16 protein-coding genes and 1 pseudogene are annotated in these 18283 nt (G+C 59.0%); 8 read left to right on the forward strand and 9 right to left on the reverse strand.

The genetic code is table 11. The annotated features are described in order from the left end of the window. On the reverse strand, window positions 1-104 hold a 104-nt coding region (locus SYN65AY6A5_RS12400; protein ID WP_346426191.1), incomplete at its 3' end, for a MerR family transcriptional regulator. A gap of 78 nt (window positions 105-182) precedes the next feature. On the opposite strand from SYN65AY6A5_RS12400, the gene SYN65AY6A5_RS12405 reads away from it, so the two are divergent. Next, a complete protein-coding gene (locus tag SYN65AY6A5_RS12405) occupies window positions 183-824 on the forward strand; it encodes an ABC transporter permease (protein ID WP_011431363.1) in 642 nt (213 codons plus the stop codon). A 7-nt stretch (window positions 825-831) separates the two neighbouring features. Continuing rightward, a complete protein-coding gene (locus SYN65AY6A5_RS12410) occupies window positions 832-3768 on the forward strand; it encodes an ATP-binding protein (protein WP_099812763.1) in 2937 nt (978 codons plus the stop codon). Here SYN65AY6A5_RS12410 and rlmN read toward each other — a convergent pair. Beyond that, window positions 3765-4835, reverse strand: a complete 1071-nt coding sequence (rlmN, locus tag SYN65AY6A5_RS12415) for a 23S rRNA (adenine(2503)-C(2))-methyltransferase RlmN (RefSeq protein WP_099836005.1) — start codon at window positions 4833-4835, stop codon at window positions 3765-3767. The genes SYN65AY6A5_RS12410 and rlmN overlap by 4 nt on opposite strands. Window positions 4836-5302: 467 nt before the next feature. Here rlmN and SYN65AY6A5_RS12420 point away from each other — a divergent pair, with 467 nt between their 5' ends. After that, on the forward strand, window positions 5303-5899 hold the full coding sequence (locus SYN65AY6A5_RS12420; protein ID WP_011431360.1) for a chromophore lyase CpcT/CpeT: 597 nt from the start codon (window positions 5303-5305) through the stop codon (window positions 5897-5899). Between the two features lie 215 nt (window positions 5900-6114). On the opposite strand, the pseudogene SYN65AY6A5_RS12425 reads toward SYN65AY6A5_RS12420, so the two are convergent. Together SYN65AY6A5_RS12425 and SYN65AY6A5_RS14085 are read right to left on the reverse strand one after the other, a co-directional pair. Then, window positions 6115-6246, reverse strand: a pseudogene (locus SYN65AY6A5_RS12425) (IS200/IS605 family transposase); the annotation flags it as partial. Between the two features lie 364 nt (window positions 6247-6610). Next, entirely contained in the window at window positions 6611-6781 is a 171-nt protein-coding gene (locus SYN65AY6A5_RS14085; protein WP_011431359.1) for a hypothetical protein, read from the reverse strand. A gap of 122 nt (window positions 6782-6903) precedes the next feature. Between SYN65AY6A5_RS14085 and SYN65AY6A5_RS12435 the strand changes: the two genes are divergently transcribed. The 5 genes from SYN65AY6A5_RS12435 (at window position 6904) to SYN65AY6A5_RS12455 (ending at window position 13594) form a co-directional block, all read left to right on the forward strand. Further along, window positions 6904-7881, forward strand: a complete 978-nt coding sequence (locus SYN65AY6A5_RS12435; RefSeq protein ID WP_011431358.1) for a GTP-binding protein — start codon at window positions 6904-6906, stop codon at window positions 7879-7881. Between the two features lie 28 nt (window positions 7882-7909). Continuing rightward, entirely contained in the window at window positions 7910-8770 is an 861-nt protein-coding gene (locus SYN65AY6A5_RS12440; protein WP_011431357.1) for a hypothetical protein, read from the forward strand. Between the two features lie 201 nt (window positions 8771-8971). Next, window positions 8972-11059, forward strand: coding sequence for an excinuclease ABC subunit UvrB (gene uvrB, locus SYN65AY6A5_RS12445; protein ID WP_011431356.1), 2088 nt, complete (start codon window positions 8972-8974; stop codon window positions 11057-11059). 82 nt (window positions 11060-11141) lie between these two features. Continuing rightward, complete coding sequence (locus SYN65AY6A5_RS12450) at window positions 11142-12998, forward strand: mechanosensitive ion channel domain-containing protein (RefSeq protein WP_099812764.1); 1857 nt, start codon at window positions 11142-11144, stop codon at window positions 12996-12998. An 8-nt stretch (window positions 12999-13006) separates the two neighbouring features. Continuing rightward, entirely contained in the window at window positions 13007-13594 is a 588-nt protein-coding gene (locus SYN65AY6A5_RS12455; protein WP_011431354.1) for a DciA family protein, read from the forward strand. Between the two features lie 172 nt (window positions 13595-13766). On the opposite strand, the gene pxcA is transcribed toward SYN65AY6A5_RS12455, so the two are convergent. From pxcA to SYN65AY6A5_RS12480, 5 genes are all read right to left on the reverse strand, one after another. After that, a complete protein-coding gene (gene pxcA, locus SYN65AY6A5_RS12460; protein ID WP_240527802.1) occupies window positions 13767-15137 on the reverse strand; it encodes a proton extrusion protein PcxA in 1371 nt (456 codons plus the stop codon). 157 nt (window positions 15138-15294) lie between these two features. Then, on the reverse strand, window positions 15295-16698 hold the full coding sequence (locus tag SYN65AY6A5_RS12465) for a glycosyltransferase (RefSeq protein ID WP_099812766.1): 1404 nt from the start codon (window positions 16696-16698) through the stop codon (window positions 15295-15297). Between the two features lie 82 nt (window positions 16699-16780). Further along, window positions 16781-16897, reverse strand: coding sequence for a photosystem II reaction center X protein (locus tag SYN65AY6A5_RS12470; RefSeq protein WP_011431350.1), 117 nt, complete (start codon window positions 16895-16897; stop codon window positions 16781-16783). 113 nt (window positions 16898-17010) lie between these two features. Beyond that, window positions 17011-17364 (reverse strand): ferredoxin-thioredoxin reductase catalytic domain-containing protein, encoded by a 354-nt coding sequence (locus tag SYN65AY6A5_RS12475; RefSeq protein ID WP_099812767.1) that lies wholly within the window; start codon window positions 17362-17364, stop codon window positions 17011-17013. A gap of 312 nt (window positions 17365-17676) precedes the next feature. Beyond that, the gene (locus SYN65AY6A5_RS12480) at window positions 17677-18081 is read right to left on the reverse strand and encodes a universal stress protein (protein ID WP_099812768.1); all 405 of its coding nucleotides are present in this window, start codon (window positions 18079-18081) and stop codon (window positions 17677-17679) included. Between the last annotated feature and the right edge of the window lie 202 nt (window positions 18082-18283).

The following is an 18283-nucleotide window of genomic DNA, read 5'->3' on the forward strand; positions in this document are numbered from 1 at the left end:
GTACGTGTTGCATTGATCCAGCCCTTCTGTTCCCATCGCCTCAAGGTGTGGAGACACACCCCAAAATAATCCGCCGCTTCTCTCGGTTTTACATACCTAGCCATACCAAGCAGCCATACTGAACATATTGTACATTATTTTCAGTATAGTCCAGCATATCATTGACTAGAGTCATGCTCTCGATGAGCCTCCTGGCCCGCTCCTTGGACTATGCTCAAAGCAACAGCGACCTGCTACTTCAAGCTTTCCTCCAACACCTGCAACTGGTGGCGGTGCCGCTGGGGATCGCGTTGCTGGTGGGTCTGCCGCTGGGTTTTGGCAGCTCCCGCTCGCAGGTGGTTTCTCTGGTGGTGATCAATGCTTTTAGCAGCTTGCGGGTGATCCCCAGCTTGGCGATTTTGTTTTTGGCCATTCCCTACTTTGGCCTTGGCTTCCGCTCGGCGGCCATTGCCCTGACGATCTTGGCCTTGCCCCCCATTTTAATCAGCACCGACGTGGCCTTCCGCAGCCTGGATCCGGCCCTACGCGAAGCCGCCTTGGGCATGGGCATGACCCCTGCCCAGGTGCTGCGCTATGTGGAGATCCCTTTGGCGTTGCCGGTAATCTTGGCCGGCGTTAAAACCGCTACTATCGAGGTGGTTGCCAGCGCCACGTTGGCGGCCTTTATCGGGGCGGGCGGGCTGGGCAGCTTTATCACGCTGGGGTTTGCCCTCTACGACACCGCCATCCTGCTGGTGGGGGCGATCCCGGTGGCGCTGTTGGCCATGGGTGCCGAAGTTGTCCTCGGCGCTGTGCAGCGAGCGCTAGAACCTCCTCAAGCCTAGGGATCCCATGCTATTTTCCTCGATTGCTTCCCGGATGCGCTTGCCCTCCCTGGCTTCTCGGTCGATCCCTTTGCAGGTGGCGCTGCTGTTGCCGCTGCTGTTGGCGGTGGCCGGGGGGGCGGGCGGGGTGAGCTACCTCTCCTGGCGAGCCGGGCGGCAGATGGCGCTGCAGTTGGCCGAGCACCTGAAGCGTGAGGTTAACCACCGAGCCGAGGAGAACCTACACCGGTATCTGCAGGCCCCCCTGCAGGTCAATGCCCTCACTGAGGGAGCGGTGCGCTGGGGGCTGTTGCCCAATCTGGCCGCTCCTCAGCCTCCCGATCTGGAAGTCTTGGAAGCGTATTTTGCCCGCCAGTTGCAGCAGTTTCCCGAGCTGAGCTATGTCGGCTTTGTCTCTGAGCAGGGGGGGTTTATCACGGCCCGCCGCCACGCCGATGGCTCGATCTGGACTTACCACACGCCGGGCCTGAAGCCGGGATCCGTCCAAGGCCGCCAACGGGATCCGGAAAGCGGGGATCCCACCGGCTTGACGCGGCAATTGGGCTTTGTGGATCTGCGGCGGCTGTCTTGGTTTCCCGCAGTCCTGCAACAGGAAGGGGCCCGCCGTACCTGGGTGGTGAGCAACTTTTTTGTCGAGTCTCCCCATCAAAGGCCGGAGCGGCTGGTCCTGACGGCGCTGCCCTTGGCGGATGGGGAGGGCGGGGTTTACGGCAGCCTGGTGGCTGCTCTCTCGGCTCAGCAACTGCAGGCTTTTCTGGAAGATCTGCAGGTCAGCTTGGGGTATCCGGGGGTGAGCTGGTTGCTGGATGAAGAGGGCCAGGTGGTGGCCGGCACGGAGGAGCTCTCCCCCCACCCGCTGCTGCTGGCTGTGCAAGCGCAGGTGGGATCCTGGGAGACGGCGGCCTCGCAAGATCTGCTGCGCCTTAGGGTGGACAGGATCCGTTATCTGGCACAGGTGACGGCCATTCAGGATGAAGGGGGGCTGAGTTTCTATTTCGTACAGGGGATCCCGGAGGAGATCCTTCTCGCCCCTGTCTATCGCAGCACTCAGCAGGCGGCCCTCTTGGGCGGGGGGCTGCTGCTGGGCTTTCTGGGAGCTGGGATCCTCCTCAGTGAAGCCCTCTCTCGCCCGCTGCGCCGCCTGACCCAAATAGCGGAGCAATTTGTGCAAACTGGGATCCCGGCCTGGCCCCCTGTGGATCCCGGCCCCATCTGGGAGGTGCAGACCCTGGCCAAGGCTTGGCAACAGGCGGCGGCCAGCCAACAGGCGCTGTTGGATCGCCTCTGGCAACAGCAGCAGCAGTACCGCGCTGTGGTGGAGCAGCAGACGGAGCTGATCTGTCGCTCTTTGCCCGATAGCCGCATTACCTATGTCAACCCTGCCTACCTGCGCTTTTTTGGTTGTTCGGCAGAAGAAACAATAGGCAGGCGCTGGGTGGACTCTCTGCCGCCGCAAGAACGGGAGGCGGTGCTGCAGTCTCTTGCGGCTCTTACGCCTGAACGTCCTTTCTACCGCAGCGAGCGGGAGTACCCCGGCGAAAGTGGCCAGTCCCGCTGGGTGAGCTGGGTGGATCAGGGCATTTTCGACAGCCAAGGCCAATTGGTGGAGATCCTGGCGGTGGGGCGGGAGATCACCGAGCAAAAGCGGGCCCAACAGCAGCTAGAAGCCCTCAACCGCGAGCTGGAAGCGCAAGTGGCGCTGCGCACCGCTAAGCTGCAGCAGGCTTTGTGCTTTGAGGCGGTGCTGCGCTCCCTCAGCGGCCAGATGGTGGCCAGCCTCAACGAGGGGGAGATCCTGGAAGAGGTGGTCAAGAGCCTGGCCGAAGCCCTCCACCTAAGCGGCTGCCACATTCTCTTGACCGGCGCCGGGGGGTCAGGCTGGATCCCGGCTTGCTCGTTTCCGGAGGAGGCGGATCCCGTCTATCTCAACGACCCTGAGCTGGTGCACCTGCTGCACTCCCATACTTTTCTCGAGCAGCCCTGGGAAGTCCACTGCTGTTGTCAAAAGGAAAAAGGCGGGCACTGGGTGCAGCTTTTGGCCTGCTCCCTTTGGGACAAGCAAGAGCGGCTGGGGGTGTTGCTGGTGGAGCGACAGCAGGAGTTTTCGGAAGCCGAAAGGCAACTGGCCTACCAGGTGGCCAACTTGTGTGCTCTGGCCCTGCGGCAGGCCCGTCTGTATGAGGCGGCCCAGGCCCAGGTGAAGGAATTGGAGCGGCTCAACCTGCTCAAGGACGATTTTTTGAGCACCGTCTCCCACGAGCTGCGCACCCCCATGGCCAATGTGCGCATGGCCCTGCAAATGTTGCAAATAGCCCACAATAACTCCGAGAAACAGCAGCACTATTTCGCCATTGCCCTCAAGGAGTGTAACCGACAAATTGAGCTGATCAACGACCTGCTGGACATGCAGCGGCTGGCAGCCGAGAAGTATCTGCTCCAGCCGGAAGAGATCTTCCTGCCGCGCTATTTGCGGGATCTGGTGGCGGCAGCTCAGCCCCTGGCACAGAGCAAACAGCAAAACCTGCAACTGCACCTGGAAGAGGGGATCCCACCCCTTGAGGCGGATCCCACGGCTCTGGGCCGCATTTTGCGCGAGCTGCTGCACAATGCCATCAAGTACACCGCCCCCGAGGGATCCATCCACCTGCGGGTGGCCCAGGAAGGAGAAGGGATCCTCTTCGTCTGTAGCAACAGCAGCGAGATCCCAGAGGCGGAGCTGCCCCGCATCTTTGAAAAGTTCTATCGGATCCCGAAGGCGGATCGCTGGGAGCACGGCGGCACCGGCCTGGGGCTGTCCCTGGTCAAGCAACTGGTGGAGCACATGGGGGGCCGGATCTCCGTCAGCAGCCTGGAAGGATGGACCCATTTCCGCGTTTGGCTCCCCCAAAGCCCAGATCCCGCTCCGGCGGCGGCAAAAGACCTCTCTAGAGCCGGCAGCGCCTAGGAACGGCCAGGGGCCGGCTCAGGGGAAGCGCGCAAAAAGGATCCCCGCAGCTGACCGCAAGCAGCGTTGCCATCTAGGCCACGGGTCTGGCGCACGCTGGCCTGGACGTGGTGTTCCTCTAGCAGGCGGACGAACTCCGCCACCCGCGCTGGGTGAGGGCGCTGATAGTTGGCCTCGGCAATGGGGTTGTATGGGATTAGGTTGACGTGCAGGCGTGCCCCCGCCTGGCTGGCCTGGCGCAGCAGGTGGGCCAGTTGGCGGGCATGGATGGGCAGGTCGTTGACCCCGGCCAGCAGCGTATACTCAAAGCTAATCCGCCGCCCGCTGCAGAGCATGTAGTCGCGGCAATCTTGAATAAGGGCGTCCAGGGGGTAGTGGGCTGCGGAAGGGATCAGCTGTTGCCGCAGCTCCTGGTTGGGGGCATGCAGGCTGACGGCCAAGGTAATCTGCAGCTTTTGCTGGGCCAGCCAGGGGATCTGCCGGGGCACGCCCACTGTCGAGAGGGTGATGTGCCGCTGGCCGATGCCAATATCCTGATTGAGGCTGCGAATGGCCTGCACCACGGTGTCGCGGTTGAGCAGGGGCTCGCCCATGCCCATGAAGACCACATGGCTGACGCGGCGGCCAAAGTCCTCCTGCACCGTTAACACCTGATCCAGAATTTCGTGCAGCTTGAGGTTGCGCCGGTAGCCCATCTTGCCGGTGGCGCAGAAGTTGCAGGCCATGGGGCAGCCCACCTGGGAGGAGACGCAGACGGTCAGCCGCCTGGCGGTCGGGATCCCCACCGTCTCGATCAACTCCCCATCCGCCAACTGCAGCAAAAACTTGACCGTGCCATCGCGGGATTCTATCCGCTGCACCACCTGGGAGCGCCCCACGGGATACTCTTGCAGCGCCTCGCGCCAGGCCTTGGGAAAGACCGTCACCTCCTGCAGGGAGCGGATCCCTTTGTGGTAGAGCCAGGTGTGCAGTTGTTGGCCGCGGTAGGCCGGCTGCCCTTGCTCAACCGCCCAGTCTTTCAAGGCAGCTAGGGATTGCCCAAGCAGGGGAAGGGGTGGGGCAGACATAGCGCCGTTCGCAAATCCATTGAAAGGCAAATCGGATCCCAAGCGGAGGGGATCGAGCTTCTCTACTCTAGCCTGTCGGCCAAACTGGATCCCTAGAGCTGGTTTTGGCAAGCGGGCCTGCCGTCCCGGATAATAGGCTTGCACGCTTACGCTTCTGGGGGTGCGGGGGTGGATAAGCCCCGCCCTGTACCCCCCTATATCCGACTGGGGGGCAGTCAGGGTCGGGATACAGCCACCCCCGCAAAAAATATCGTAAAATCAGATTGGCTGTACAAAACGGCGTTGCCGGAATCTGGTACAGCCCTGCGATAGGGCATTCCGTGGCTGCTTGCAGAGGGTTCTTGCAATAGCTCCCCGTTCGCGCTAGCGGAACGGAGTCCTTCGAAGCGAGAAGCCTGCTCTCTACCCGTTCGCGTCAGCGGCGCAGAGCGCTTTAGGGTGAGAGACGGGAGTATGTCACTTGCGCTATGTCGGTTTCGCCGCAACTGGCCCAACTGGCCACCTGGATGGCCGGACATTTCAACAATCTGCACCAGGCTATAGCCGAGCCGGTCTGGTTCGCCAACATTCACGTCTACCAATGCCCTCTGCCGTGGTCGGTGTTTCAGGGGATAGGGTTTTACGTGGAGCAACTGTACGATATCTACCCCGACCAGCCCTACCGGCAGCGGGTCATCCACCTTTTCGAGACGCCAGACGGGATCCGCATTCAAAACTACGCCCTGGGATCCCCGGAGGCCTACAAATGTGCTGGCCGAGATCTGGGAAAACTGGCCAGCCTGGCGGCGGCAGAGCTGGAGCTTTTGCCCGGCTGCGCGGTTCAGGTGGAATGGACGGGATCCTGCTACCGGGGCCGCAGCGTACCCGGCAAGGGCTGTATCGTCGAGCGCAAGGGCAGAACCACCTACCTCTATAGCGAGTTTGAAATCGGGGCCGACTACTTCCACAGCCTGGATCAGGGGCGCGATCCCGAAACAGATCAGGTGGTCTGGGGATCCCTTTCCGGGCCCTTTCGGTTTGTTAAAAAACAGGATTTTTCCTGCTACTTGCCCCGCTGGAGCTAGCTCCCCATCCAAACCCAGAAGGCCAGGATCCCATCCAGAGCAAGAGCAACAGGGCAAACCCCCAGCAGCCTGTCCATCCAAGGCTGGACATAGGGCCGCTGACCAGGTAGTACACAAAAGGATAGCTTGGTAGCCCCGCACTTGAGTGCGGGGCGGAAAAGCCCGCTAGCCACTTTAGTCGCTTACCCATGATGGGGGTCGTTGATATAGTTTCATAGCTCAAACAACCTCTTCCTGACTTCTCCCACCAAGACCTCTTTCTTTCTCTTTGGCCAAAAAATAAGATAAACAACCGCTAGCCCCACACCATGGTTGTAGTGATTGTACCGTTGACTTTCCTCTCGCACTATCGCTTATTTAGGTTGGAACAAAGAACAAAAACAAGAATGCGGTTTTAACCAAAACTTTGTTTTCGTCCCAACAGGTCGGTTCAAGGAGCGTATCGTGCAATTATGTCAGCATTATGGCATGGAGTTTATTGAGGTAGAGGAGGCGTACAGCTCGCAGGCAAGCTTCCTAGATGGAGATGAGCTACCTAGTTATGGTGAAAAACCCGACGGGTGGAGACCCTCTGGGCTGAGGCAAATGCTGCCGCCAACCTGCTTAAGAAAGTCAGCAGAACCTTGGGGCTTTGCGTTAAGGAACTGTCTAGAGGCGCTTTGACAACGCCGTTGCGGGTTCTTTTGTGGACTGCGTAAGAATCCCCCGCCTTTAGACGGTGGGAGTGTCAACAGGCCCCCCTGGCTGGTGGAGCGAGGTCAAGGCGCTCGACATCGGCCCAGCGGATCTGCCGGCGCAGCCCACCCAGACGGGGTAGGTGGATTGCATGCCCACCTCGTCCACCCGAACCTGCTGGCTTAGGGATCCCAGCAGCGCCGCCATTCAGTCCAGATCCTGGAAAACTGGCCCTGGAGCTAAGCTAGTAGAGCCTCCAGAGAACCTGAGAAAAGGGTTTGTTGGCCGCTTGTCGATTGAGTCTTGAGTGATTGATATGTAATGAATGTATGAAAGCTCAGCTTCCGGTTACAATTTTGACGGGCTTTTTGGGCAGTGGTAAAACCACGCTGCTCAAGCGCATCTTGCAGGAGGAACACGGGCTGCGCATCGGGGTTATCCTCAACGAGTTTGGCGAGATCTCCATCGATGGCGAACTGGTCAACATGCCCCAAGGAGGGCTGATGCAGCTCAGCAACGGCTGTCTCTGCTGCACGGTGCGGGAGGATCTCGAACGGGCGGCTCGCGAGCTGCTTCAGCATGCCCAGGCGTTGGACTACCTGGTGGTGGAGACCAGCGGCGTGGCGGATCCCAGGCAGGTGGCCGAGCTGTTTGTACAGAGAACCTTCCACGAGGAGCTGCGCCTGGATGGGATGGTGACCCTGGTGGATGGGGCCGAGTACTGGCGCAACTTCCAGCGGTCCCAAACTACCGCCCACCAGATCAGCAGCGCCGACATCTTGCTCCTGAACAAGGTAGATTTGATCACCCCAGCCGAACAAGAGAAGATCCTGTTAGATCTGCGTCGCTACAACCCCGACGCTCCCTGTCTGCCCACCACCCACGCCCAGGTGCCCCTGGCCCGCATTTTGGATGTGCACGCCTTTCGCCCAGAGCTGTGGGATCCCAAGCTCTCCGCTGCCGAGGCTGAAGGTCACGCTCACCCCAGTCACCATCTGGAAGAAGACGGGATCCAATCTCTGAGCTTTCAACTGCAGCAACCGCTGGATCTGGCGGCCTTCCGCGATTGGCTGCAGGATCTGCCGGAGACGATTTTTCGCGCCAAGGGGGTGCTGTGGGTTGCGGACGAGCCGCAGCGGGTTATCTTTCATCAGGTGGGCCGACGACAGACCCTCTTCTTGGAGCGGGAGTGGGATCCCGATGAGCCGCGTTGGTCAAAAATTGTCTTCATCGGCAAGGAACTAGAGCGGGAAGCGCTGGCCGCCGGCCTCAACCGGCTGTGTCGGGCAACCGCCGCCTGCCCATGAGTCCAAGTTTTGGGATGGGATAACCGCGATGGCCCGCAGCAAACTTTCAGAACAAGAACAACAGCAAATTGTTAGCACCTACCGCGGCTCGGCAGCCACTGCCGCCGAATTGGCCGAGCAATTTCGGGTAAGCGTTACCACCATCACCCGTGTCCTCAAGGAAAACATCGCTGCCGACGAGTACCAGCGGCTGATCCAGCTCAAACGCTCAGCAGCTCGCCGCAAAGACACGGGCGAGGAACCCACCCTTCCCCTGGACGGCATGGAGGGGCAACAGGTCTTGCCCCCACAGGGGGCTGCCGACGCCTCCGATCTCAGCGATGTCAGCGAAGGGGAGCGGATCCCTGAGGACAGGACGGCCACGGTGGCAGAACTGGCCCCCGAAGAATTGCCGGCCCAGCTCGTAGCCGAGCTTCAAGAAGACCTAGAAGACGACGAGGACAACGACCTGGAAGACGAAGAAGACGATGACGACGAAGAAGAGGATGCCGACGATTTTTTAGACGACGCGGCAGCGGTGCCCTCAGAAGATCCCTTGGCGGATCCCGTCCATCACATCCAAGTACTCCCCCTAGAGAAGCTCGACCTGCCTGAGACCTGTTATGTTGTGGTGGATCGCTACCAAGAGCTGACCACCCGCCCCCTCAAGGAATTTCTGGGGCTGGGATCCCTGCCCGTAGAGGGGATCGAAAACGCCAATACGCTGCCCATTTTCGACAACCACAAGGTGGCTCGGCGCTTTTCCGAGATGAGCCGTCGTGGCAGCAACACCTATCCGCCCTACCGGGTCATCCAATTTCCCGGATACATTCTGGAGATTGTACGCCCACAATTGCAGAAGAAAGGCATTACCCATCTGCTAATCGATGGACAAATTTACAGCCTGTGAGGTGTAGCCGCCGAATTCAACTACAGCTTGCTCTTTCGTCAGGAGATCCAGCGCACCGACGGAAACTCCACTGACAAAGGTTTTAGCTTATGGGACGATATAGGTTCTGGCCAAGCAGGCTGTAACTGCCCAGTTGTCTAAATTAAAAGTCTTAACCAGAACACTCAACCATGGATCCTCAAAAGATCAACGGATAGACTTATGTCGGAGTTTCAACTGGTTTCTTCCTATCAGCCCACGGGGGATCAACCCAAGGCGATTGCCGGCTTGGTGAAGTCGATTTTAGAGGGCCATCGCTTTCAAACCCTGCTGGGGGCAACCGGAACCGGCAAAACGTTTACCATTGCCCATACTATCCAGCAAGTCGGCAGGCCCACCTTGGTGATGGCTCCCAACAAAACCTTGGCCGCCCAACTGTGTAACGAGCTGCGAGAGCTTTTTCCCTACAATGCCGTCGAATATTTCATCAGCTATTACGACTATTATCAACCGGAAGCCTATGTGCCCAGCACCGATACTTACATCGCCAAGTCTTCTTCCATCAACGATGAGATCGACATGTTGCGGCACTCCGCTACCCGCTCTCTATTTGAACGGCGAGATGTCATCGTGGTGGCCTCGGTAAGCTGCATCTACGGCTTGGGCATGCCGGAGGAATACCTGAAGGCTTCCATCCCCTTCCAAGTCGGCCAGGAGATCAACCAGCGGGAGGTCTTGCGGGATCTGGCCGGCATTCAGTACGAGCGCAACGACCTGGAGCTGGCGCGGGGGCGATTTCGCGTCAAGGGCGATGTGCTGGAAATTGTGCCGGCGTATGAAGATCGGGTGATCCGCATTGAATTTTTTGGCGATGAGATCGAGGCCATTCGCCTGATTGATCCGGTTACAGGTGAGATTTTGACCAGCCTCAGCGCCCTCAGAGTCTACCCGGCTCGCCACTTTGTAACGCCAGAAGCCCAGTTGCAGCAGGCGATCCTCAACATTGAGCAGGAGCTGGAGGAGCAACTGGCTTTCTTTCGCAAACAAGGCAAGCTACTGGAAGCCCAACGGCTAGAACAGCGCACCCGCTACGACCTGGAAATGCTGCGGGAGGTGGGCTATTGCAACGGCATCGAAAACTACTCTCGGCACCTGACGGGGCGCAAGGAAGGGGAGCCGCCTGCTTGTTTAGTGGATTATTTCAAGGCCAACGATTGGCTCTTGGTGGTGGACGAATCCCACGTCACCGTGCCGCAAATCCGCGGCATGTACAATGGGGATCGCGCCCGCAAGCAGGTGCTGGTGGATCACGGGTTTCGCCTGCCCAGCGCCCTCGACAACCGCCCTCTCAAAGCCGAGGAGTTCTGGGCCAAAGTCCACCAATGCGTCTTTGTTTCCGCCACGCCCGGCAACTGGGAACTGGAGCAAAGCGGAGCCCAATTTGAAACGGTGGTGGAAAACGGCAAAACCCTGAAGTTCTATGTGCCGGGCACCGGTCGGGTTATAGAACAGGTCATTCGGCCCACCGGGGTGGTGGATCCGGAAGTGCATGTCCGCCCCACAGCCGGGCAGGTGGAGGATTTGTTGGGAGAGATCTACCTGCGATTGGAACGTTCGCAGCAGGGCCTCCCGGAACGGGTCATTGTGACCACCCTCACCAAACGCATGGCCGAAGATCTCACAGAATACTTGCAAGAACGCGGGATCCGGGTTCGCTATTTGCATTCCGAGATCAGCTCAATTGAGCGGATCGAAATTTTACAAGATTTTCGCGAAGGAGCTTTTGACGTACTGGTAGGGGTCAATTTGTTGCGGGAAGGGTTGGATTTGCCGGAAGTCTCCTTGGTGGCCATTTTGGACGCGGATAAAGAGGGATTTTTGCGGGCGGAGCGATCCCTGATTCAGATGATCGGGCGAGCAGCGCGCAATGTCCGTGGCACGGTGGTGATGTACGCCGACACCCTGACCGGCAGCATGGCCCGGGCCATCGCCGAAACCCAGCGCCGCCGGGAGATTCAATTGCAATACAACCGCCAACACAACATCACTCCTAAGCCCATTATTAAGAAAAACAGCAACGCCATTCTGTCTTTTTTGGCCATCTCCCGCAAACTCAACAGCCAAGACCTGGAAAAAGCCTTTCCAGTTGCAGACGAAATCCCTCTTTCGGAGATTCCAGAGCTGATCGGCCAACTGGAACTGAAGATGAAAGCAGCGGCCAAAAACCTGGAATTTGAAGAAGCTGCGCAACTGCGAGACCAAATTAAAAAGCTGCGCCAACGCCTTTTGGGCCACCATCAGAGCACTTAAGGTCCTCGCTTGGATCGGCCAAAATCGGGATTTGCTTATGCCACCATAGGCTTACAGCAGCATCCTAGGGATCCCCGAGACAATGGGCGTTCGGGTCCAACGAGCCATTCGAGACTCTGTCCTGCTGAAGGGAGCGGCCCTGGCGGTGGGGCTGATAGCCGGGATTGGCCTCTGGCTCCTGCCCGCTCCGGTCTCCAAGGCTGCTGGGATCCCGGTGGCCCAAGCCCTCGAGTTGCGGGATCCCGGCTTTTCCCACCCCACTCCTGCCGAAGCGCCAACTCTTGAGGGATCCCCTTCCCCGACCTCTAGCCCACTGCGGATCCCCTTGACCGGCCAAGAGGGCACAGAAGTCTTGGTGGGGAACATTCCGGTGTTTCGCCTGCAGACGGCAGAATACCCCAGCGATGTGCGGGCCGACAACGTGCGGGCAATCATTGAGCGCTTCTTGGAAGAAGGCCAGTTGCCAGAGCCGGAGGTACGGGTGGCCCAGGATGCCAACGGCCAGTACGTCCTCCGCCTGGGAGAAAGAGGTCGCTTTGAGGCCACCCAGCGGTATCTGTTTACCGTCACCTATGCCGACGCCGCCGCCGAGCGCAGGGTGCCGCTGGGCCAGGTGAGCCTCAACGACGTGCGTCTGGTGGCCAACACTTGGGCGCGGCGGCTGGAGCAAGCCATTGCCGACTACCGGCAGGATCGGCTGGATCTGCAGCGGGCGCAGGATCCGCGCGTGCTGATGCTCACCATCCTGGCCGGGCTGGCCACCGTGGCAGTGGGGTTCTTTCTCTGGCGGCTGTTCGACCGCAGTCTCGTCCGCCTGCAAAGTTGGTTGGAGCTCAAGGCCGACCCGGCCTGGGGGAGCTGGATCGACATCGCAGGGGTGCTGCTGCGAGGCCTGGGGGCAATTCTCATTGCCGGCATCTCTCTGGATCGCGGCATCAGCTTTATACCTGCCCTGCGGCCTTTTCAGCGCGCTTTTTACCTGGGCTTGGGGCGCGTGGTGGCCACGGCGCTGGGCGTCCTCACCCAACCGCTGCCCAATTCCAGCGTCTCCATCGCCAGCTTGCTGGTCTTTTTTGTGCTGGCCGCTTTGGTCTTCACCGTTGCCCACTACGTCAGCGTTGGCTTTAAGCAGCGGTTTCTGAGCCGGCTGGGACTGGATCTGGGCACCCAGGAGTCTACAACGGCCATCTTCAAGTACATCCTCACCCTGTTCGGGATCCTCTTGGTCTTGCCCTTCAGTGGCCTCAATTTGGGATCCCTGGCGGTGATTGCCGGGGCGGTGGGTTTGGGGATCGGTTTTGGTCTGCAAAACCTCTCCAACAACTACATCAGCTACATCGCCATCCTGCTGGAGCGCCCCATCCAAGTCGGGGATCTGGTGGAAGTGGACAACCTGCTCGGCACCGTGGAGCGCATTGGCCCGCGGGCCACCGTCCTGCGCACTTTGGATCGCATCTTTGTAATCGTGCCCAACTCCCGCTTCACCGAGTCGAAGGTGGTGAACTGGAGCTACCGGGATCCCCGCTGTCGCATCCACATTCCCGTGGGCGTGGCCTACGGCTCCGATACCACCTTGGTCACCGAAGCCCTGCTCAGCGCCGCCAAGGAAAATCCGCGGGTACTGAGCAGCCCCGCCCCGCAGGTGTGGCTCAAGTCTTTTGGCCCCTCTTCCCTCAACTTTGAGCTGCTGGTGTGGATCAACCGGCCCCAGGATCAATTTGTCTTGATCAGCGAGCTGAACTTTGCCATCGAAGCAGAGTTTCGCCGGCGTGGGATCCGCATCCCCTTCCCCCAGCAAGATATTCACATTCGCAGCCTCGAAGGATTTGCTCCCCCCAGTCAAAACGGCGGATCCCGTTCCCTGCCCGATGCCGCTTCCATTCAGTCCGCCCTCAGCGAAGCGGCAAAATCGTTGGAAGACCAAAATGGCGTTTCCTGAGCGACACCATGCTGCAACGGTTAGATGAGGCACTGGGTAGCTTTGGCAGCCATCCGTGTTGGGCTGAACTGAAGCAAATGCAGCTCCTAAGACAGCTCTGGCCGGAAGTGGTGGGAGAGGCGGTAGCAGCGCAAACCTATCCCCTCAACCTGCGCCGCCAGGTGCTACAGGTGGCCACCTCTACCCCGTCCTGGGCGCAAAACTTAACTCTGCAGCGCCAGCTCATTCTCAGGAAACTCAACAGCCGCCTGCACCCTCCTCTCAGCGACATTCGCTTCAGCCCCGGCGCTTGGCACGAGGGATCCAGCCCGTCCGCTCCCCACCCTGATGCGGAGTTGGTAGGCAAGTTTTACCCCATCTCATCTGCAACCCCAGCCCAAAAGCAGCCTGCAACCGCTCGCCGCTCCGGCTCACGGCCGTCTCCCGCCGATGCTAAAGCCGCTTTCGAACGTTGGGCCCGACTGGTGAAACAGAGACAAACTCAGCAAAACCTGTTCCCTTGCCCTGCCTGTGGCTGCCCCGCCCCTGCCGCCGAACTGGAGCGTTGGTTGGTCTGCGGGTTTTGCCATCGCCAGTCCTTGCGCGTGCGCAGCTAACTCAGGGAACTCAAATTAGGGCTGTTTCCAGGGGCAACGAAACAACTCGTTAGGTCGATCCCCAGCTCCCTTCTCCCAGAGGGAGAGGGGCCGGGGGTGAGGGGAACTCCCCCTGAGGTTGTGGATGGTGGCGGCAGCGGCCTGGATTCTCGATGAAGGCAACTGCAAACCCTCAATCGTTCATGGCGTGGTAGGTGGCCACCGCCGACGGCGATACGCGGTTCAAGTAGCGGAAGATCCAGTACTTAAAGAGTGTATCGAGGAAAACCGGAAAAGTGGCAATAAAGCCGTAGATAAAATTGCGGTTTTCTGGCAGACCCAGGTGGGCAGCTAAGCTGCTCAGCAGCACCTCCCAGCCATGGGGAGAGTGGTAGCCGACGAACACATCTGTGAAGAGAATAATAATGAAAGCCTTGGCACTGTCGCTGAGGCCATAGATCAGGCGATCCAAAAAAGACTTGAGAACTTCAATTTCCTCGCGCCCGATGAAGATCAGCCAGCCAAACACCAGCAGCGATAGCACGTCGGCAAGGACGTTCTTGAGGCCTTCCAAATTCTTACGGCTGTATTTTTGCAGCAACTCCTCTGCCTTCTTGGACAGTTGGTCTTCGGATTCCAGGTCGAGCTCTGGAGATTGGTGGTGTAAAGCCCGCTCAAACTCTATTTTTTCCTTGAAAAACTCAAACTCGGAGAGAGCCTTTTCTTGAAATTCGTAGCTCAGAGCCAGGATGGTGGGCTCCCGCGGCTGAAAGCGATCCACCAACGGCCCGAACAGGAAGTGTTTCGAGAAAATCTGGACAAGCAGCGGCAAAATGGCCAGCAGCAACAAAAACCGAACTGCCACCAGTGTGCGCGTGCGTTGGCCGCGATACTCCTGGAGCAGCTCTTCTTCTGCCTGCGAACTCAGCTCACGGCGGATCTGGTTGGCCGTACGCAGGATGGAGCGAGGCAGGAGGGCCGTTTTAGAGGCAACCGGGGCATTGCTGTTGTCGAGGTTTGTCTTAGCAAGATTGGTCTTGATGGAGGGATCGGAGGGCTCCGGCTGGCTTGAGGTCAGTGGCTCTGGTTGCTCTTGAGACTTGGGCGGAGGGGAGGTGGACCTGGGTTGAGCAGCGGGGCGCTTGTAGCGCGAGGTCACCTGATCGATAAACTCCAGCTTTTCCAAAATCGAGGGATCCCGACTTTGCCGGCCATTTTCAGCGTCTTTACCGTCGTTTTCAGAAGGGCCGACGGGGGCCTCTTTGGCCTGATCTTTGTCGGAAGAGAAGGGAGGGCCGCTGCCATTTTGCTCGGGATCCGGCAGGCGAGAAAAAACGCTACTGGCCCTGAACTCCGCTAAACTAAGATCAATTTGACGCAATTCCTGGCGCAATTGGATCTGAAAGTAGCGGCTGGTGTTTTGGCCGTGGTTTCCGTTGCTGCCGATGGATCCCCCCTGAAAGTAGCGGTCTTCGATGGCTTTGATGCGCAGGGCAGCTTCATAGGCTCGATCGAGGGAGCGTAGGGGAGTACTTGAGATCCATTGGCCGAGCCTGCTCAACACGGATTCCCCCATTGCTTTTTCCTGTGGCGGTTTTTCTCAGGGCTGATCCATGCATTTTTCAATGGCTAACTATTGTAACAACTTCTGGGAGGCTGGGCAGGGATCCGGATGGGGAAGCGGCCCGTCTGGATCAAAACCGTGTTGAAGGGGTTAGGGCTCAGGATCCCTTGAAGCGGCTGAGGGCAAAAGCGCAGATCTGCAGCAGCCGCAGCCCGTCCCGCACATGTTGGATGTTGGAGCGCCCATAGGTTCTGGGGAAGTAGCGCACCGGGATGTCCAGGATCTTGAGGGTGCGCTTGGCCGCCCCCAACAACAGGTCGAAATCCCCAAACGGGTCAAAATCCCCCCATTCTTGCCGCAGCTTGGCAATCTGCCAATAGTCCTCCCGCCACAGGGCCTTGGTGCCGCAGAGGGAATCTTTGATGCGGATGCCGAGAATGTGGGAGAGGAGAGCGGCAAAAAAACGATTGGCCCACTGGTTGAGGCGCGGCATCGCTTCTGGTTTCAGGGGATAGACGAGGCGGCAGCCGTTGGCAAAGTCGCACCGCCCGGAGGCCACCGCGCGGAAAAACTTGGGGAGCTCTTCCGCCTGGACAGTCAAGTCGGCGTCGAGAATGATCAGCACATCGCCGCTGGCCGCGGCAAACCCCTTGCGCACCGCATCTCCCTTGCCTTTGCCCTCTTGCCGGAGAGCCTGGATGGTGCGGATCCCCTGGTATTCGTCCTGAACCCGCTGGATCTCAGCCCAGGTGTCGTCGCTGGAATGCCCCTCTACAAAAATGATCTCGGTGCGGGATCCCATCTCTGGCAACTGCTGCACACAGCGGCGGATGTTGCCCGCCTCGTTGCGGGCTGGGATCACCACTGTGCAAGAAGGTTGCTCCTCAAGGGGGGGATCCCAGGCGGGATCGGGCTGGGGGCGGGCGATCGTGTATTCCGTTAGACAAAGGGCGTTGATCCCGGGCAAGGGGGCAATGAAGCGGTTAATCAGCGTCGAAAGCAGTGGGATCCGCCGCGGCAACAACAGCCGCTTGCCCTGCTGAATGACCTCGTACCCTGCTAGGTGCAGCAAATTGGCCACATCGCCTGCCGAGAGCCAGTTGGCTGCCGGCAGGGGCATGCGCTGCTTGAGGACGGTCGCCAGGCTTAGCAGCGGCTCCCAGAGGGGGTTGTGGTACGAGAGGATCAGGCGAGTGCGCGGGGTACAAAAACGGCGCAGCCGCTCAAGAACCTGCTGAACGTCTGCCAGGTAGCCCAAGGTGTTGACGAGCAAAATAACGTCAAAAGGCTCCGCTAAGATGGGATCCTGCTTGTCCAGCGTGTGGGCATCCTGCACCCGAAAGTGAAGATGGGGAAACTGCCTCTGCGCCTGGGCAACAATCTCTGCGTCCCAGTCAATCCCCACCCCAAAACTGGGCTGCAAAGCGTTGAGCAGGGATCCGGTGCCGGAGCCGATTTCCAGAATGCGCAGGCCTGGGGGAACGAAGAAGCGGTGCAGCCGCTCCAGATCCTCGTGGTAGTAGCGGTTTTTTTGCCGCCAGTAGTGCAGGGGGTGGGTCAACGCTCCCGGGATGTCGCCAGATCAGCTTTAGATCATAAAGGGCGGTGGGCAATCCGCAGACAAGCCCTGGCGAGCAGGAGACTCAGCGACGACGCACCCTATCTCTTTGGCTGACGAAGACGATGGCGCCGAAGAGAAGCCCCAGCACCACTGCGCCGTACAGCAAGCTCCAGAGAAAGTTAGCCAGTGAGGGAGTCATAAAAGAGTTTCCTCCTCCTGCGAATAGCAACTACCCAGCTATTCTCTGACTATACCGATCTTTGTCACCCCTCCCCGCCCGATCGTCCCCTCCAATGACAGGCACTTGGCCGATTATTTCGTTTGGTATTCCAGGGGCACCTCCTCTAGGGTTTGGCTGGTGCCGGCAAAGGGGTTGTCTGGGGTTAAGAAGAGCATACAGTGACATTCTTTGCGCTCGCGCATTGGCACGCAGGGGCAGTTCCAATAGCCGGCTTTCACTTCCGCCTCTTTGTCTTCGTAAAAGCGGCAGGGACAGAGCGGAGCGCCCAACTGCTCTTTGTGGAGAGCCAAGCCTTCGATCACTGCCGTCGTAATCGTAGGATCAGAGCAGAAAAAAGTGTCGGTACGTTTGGCGTAGGTTTCTGCGAAATGCCGCATCACCTCGAAGGTCTTCTGGGAGGCCTTGTTGTAACCACGACTTTCCATGACGATTCCTAAAGGTGGCACTAGTGAATAGCAATGGAGCTTACAGCTTTTCCCAGCAACGCTGACCAACGCTCATAAAAATCAGATGCTTCTCCTGTATGACAGGGATCCTACCTCTCCACAAGATTCTCACAGAGTCGGAAAAAGCTGTATCTCGCTCTTCGTTGTACTGCAGACTTTTGGACAATACAAATATCAGCCGCCTTGCTGTTACAGAAGGCAACATTCGGGTTCTTCAGCCAGAGCCGGCCTCAACGCACTCTACAGAATAGAACAAAACAGCAAGAATGGCGTCGGCTGGGATCCCCTTCCTCAAGGCACCACCAGCACCGGGCAAGGGGAGAGGTCGATGACGCGGTGGCTGACGGAGTTGTTCTGTCCCTCGGCAGACAAGCTGATGCCGCGGGATCCCATCACGATCAGGCTGATCTCCAGCTCGTCCGCCACGTCGCAGATGACAAAAGGAACCTTCCCCTCGCGATACTCGCTCTTGACATTTTGGATGCCAATCTGCTGGAGGCCAGCCTCAGCCTGTTTGAGCAAGTTGTGGATACTTTGGCGGGCTTGCTCGGCTTGCTCTGGGCTCAGGTCCGTGCTGTCTAGGACGGAGAGCAGATAGACCTGGCTCTTGTAGCGCTGCGCTATGTCCGCCACCAAGGGCAGGGCGTGGCTAGTTTCGCGCGAGTTGTCGATGGGAAAGAGCAGTTTGTCGAACATAGTCGCGGATCCCACACTTAAGCCCGCCCCTTCCCTATCCACGTCGGGGGCTGGCCCTATTCTACCAATCAATTTTACCGGAAGCTCAATGGCCTCCTTCCACCCCTGCCCGTTTTTCTATTGTCAGGGGCTCGACCTGGGCTGCAAACGGAGCCCCTCTCCTGTTGGGATGAGCGGCCATGCCCATCATCCCGCAAAACTC

This window comes from Synechococcus sp. 65AY6A5 (assembly GCF_002760415.1).
In the GTDB taxonomy this organism is placed as follows: domain Bacteria; phylum Cyanobacteriota; class Cyanobacteriia; order Thermostichales; family Thermostichaceae; genus Thermostichus.

Bases quoted from the DNA above. Each gene is read 5' to 3' on its own strand.
- SYN65AY6A5_RS12405 (WP_011431363.1), top strand. From the start codon at position 183: ATGAGCCTCCTGGCCCGCTCCTTGGACTATGCTCAAAGCAACAGCGAC.
- SYN65AY6A5_RS12410 (WP_099812763.1), top strand. From the start codon at position 832: ATGCTATTTTCCTCGATTGCTTCCCGGATGCGCTTGCCCTCCCTGGCT.
- rlmN (WP_099836005.1), bottom strand. From the start codon at position 4,835: ATGTCTGCCCCACCCCTTCCCCTGCTTGGGCAATCCCTAGCTGCCTTG.
- SYN65AY6A5_RS12420 (WP_011431360.1), top strand. From the start codon at position 5,303: ATGTCGGTTTCGCCGCAACTGGCCCAACTGGCCACCTGGATGGCCGGA.
- SYN65AY6A5_RS14085 (WP_011431359.1), bottom strand. From the start codon at position 6,781: ATGGCGGCGCTGCTGGGATCCCTAAGCCAGCAGGTTCGGGTGGACGAG.
- SYN65AY6A5_RS12435 (WP_011431358.1), top strand. From the start codon at position 6,904: ATGAAAGCTCAGCTTCCGGTTACAATTTTGACGGGCTTTTTGGGCAGT.
- SYN65AY6A5_RS12440 (WP_011431357.1), top strand. From the start codon at position 7,910: ATGGCCCGCAGCAAACTTTCAGAACAAGAACAACAGCAAATTGTTAGC.
- uvrB (WP_011431356.1), top strand. From the start codon at position 8,972: ATGTCGGAGTTTCAACTGGTTTCTTCCTATCAGCCCACGGGGGATCAA.
- SYN65AY6A5_RS12450 (WP_099812764.1), top strand. From the start codon at position 11,142: ATGGGCGTTCGGGTCCAACGAGCCATTCGAGACTCTGTCCTGCTGAAG.
- SYN65AY6A5_RS12455 (WP_011431354.1), top strand. From the start codon at position 13,007: ATGCTGCAACGGTTAGATGAGGCACTGGGTAGCTTTGGCAGCCATCCG.
- SYN65AY6A5_RS12470 (WP_011431350.1), bottom strand. From the start codon at position 16,897: ATGACTCCCTCACTGGCTAACTTTCTCTGGAGCTTGCTGTACGGCGCA.
- SYN65AY6A5_RS12475 (WP_099812767.1), bottom strand. From the start codon at position 17,364: ATGGAAAGTCGTGGTTACAACAAGGCCTCCCAGAAGACCTTCGAGGTG.
- SYN65AY6A5_RS12480 (WP_099812768.1), bottom strand. From the start codon at position 18,081: ATGTTCGACAAACTGCTCTTTCCCATCGACAACTCGCGCGAAACTAGC.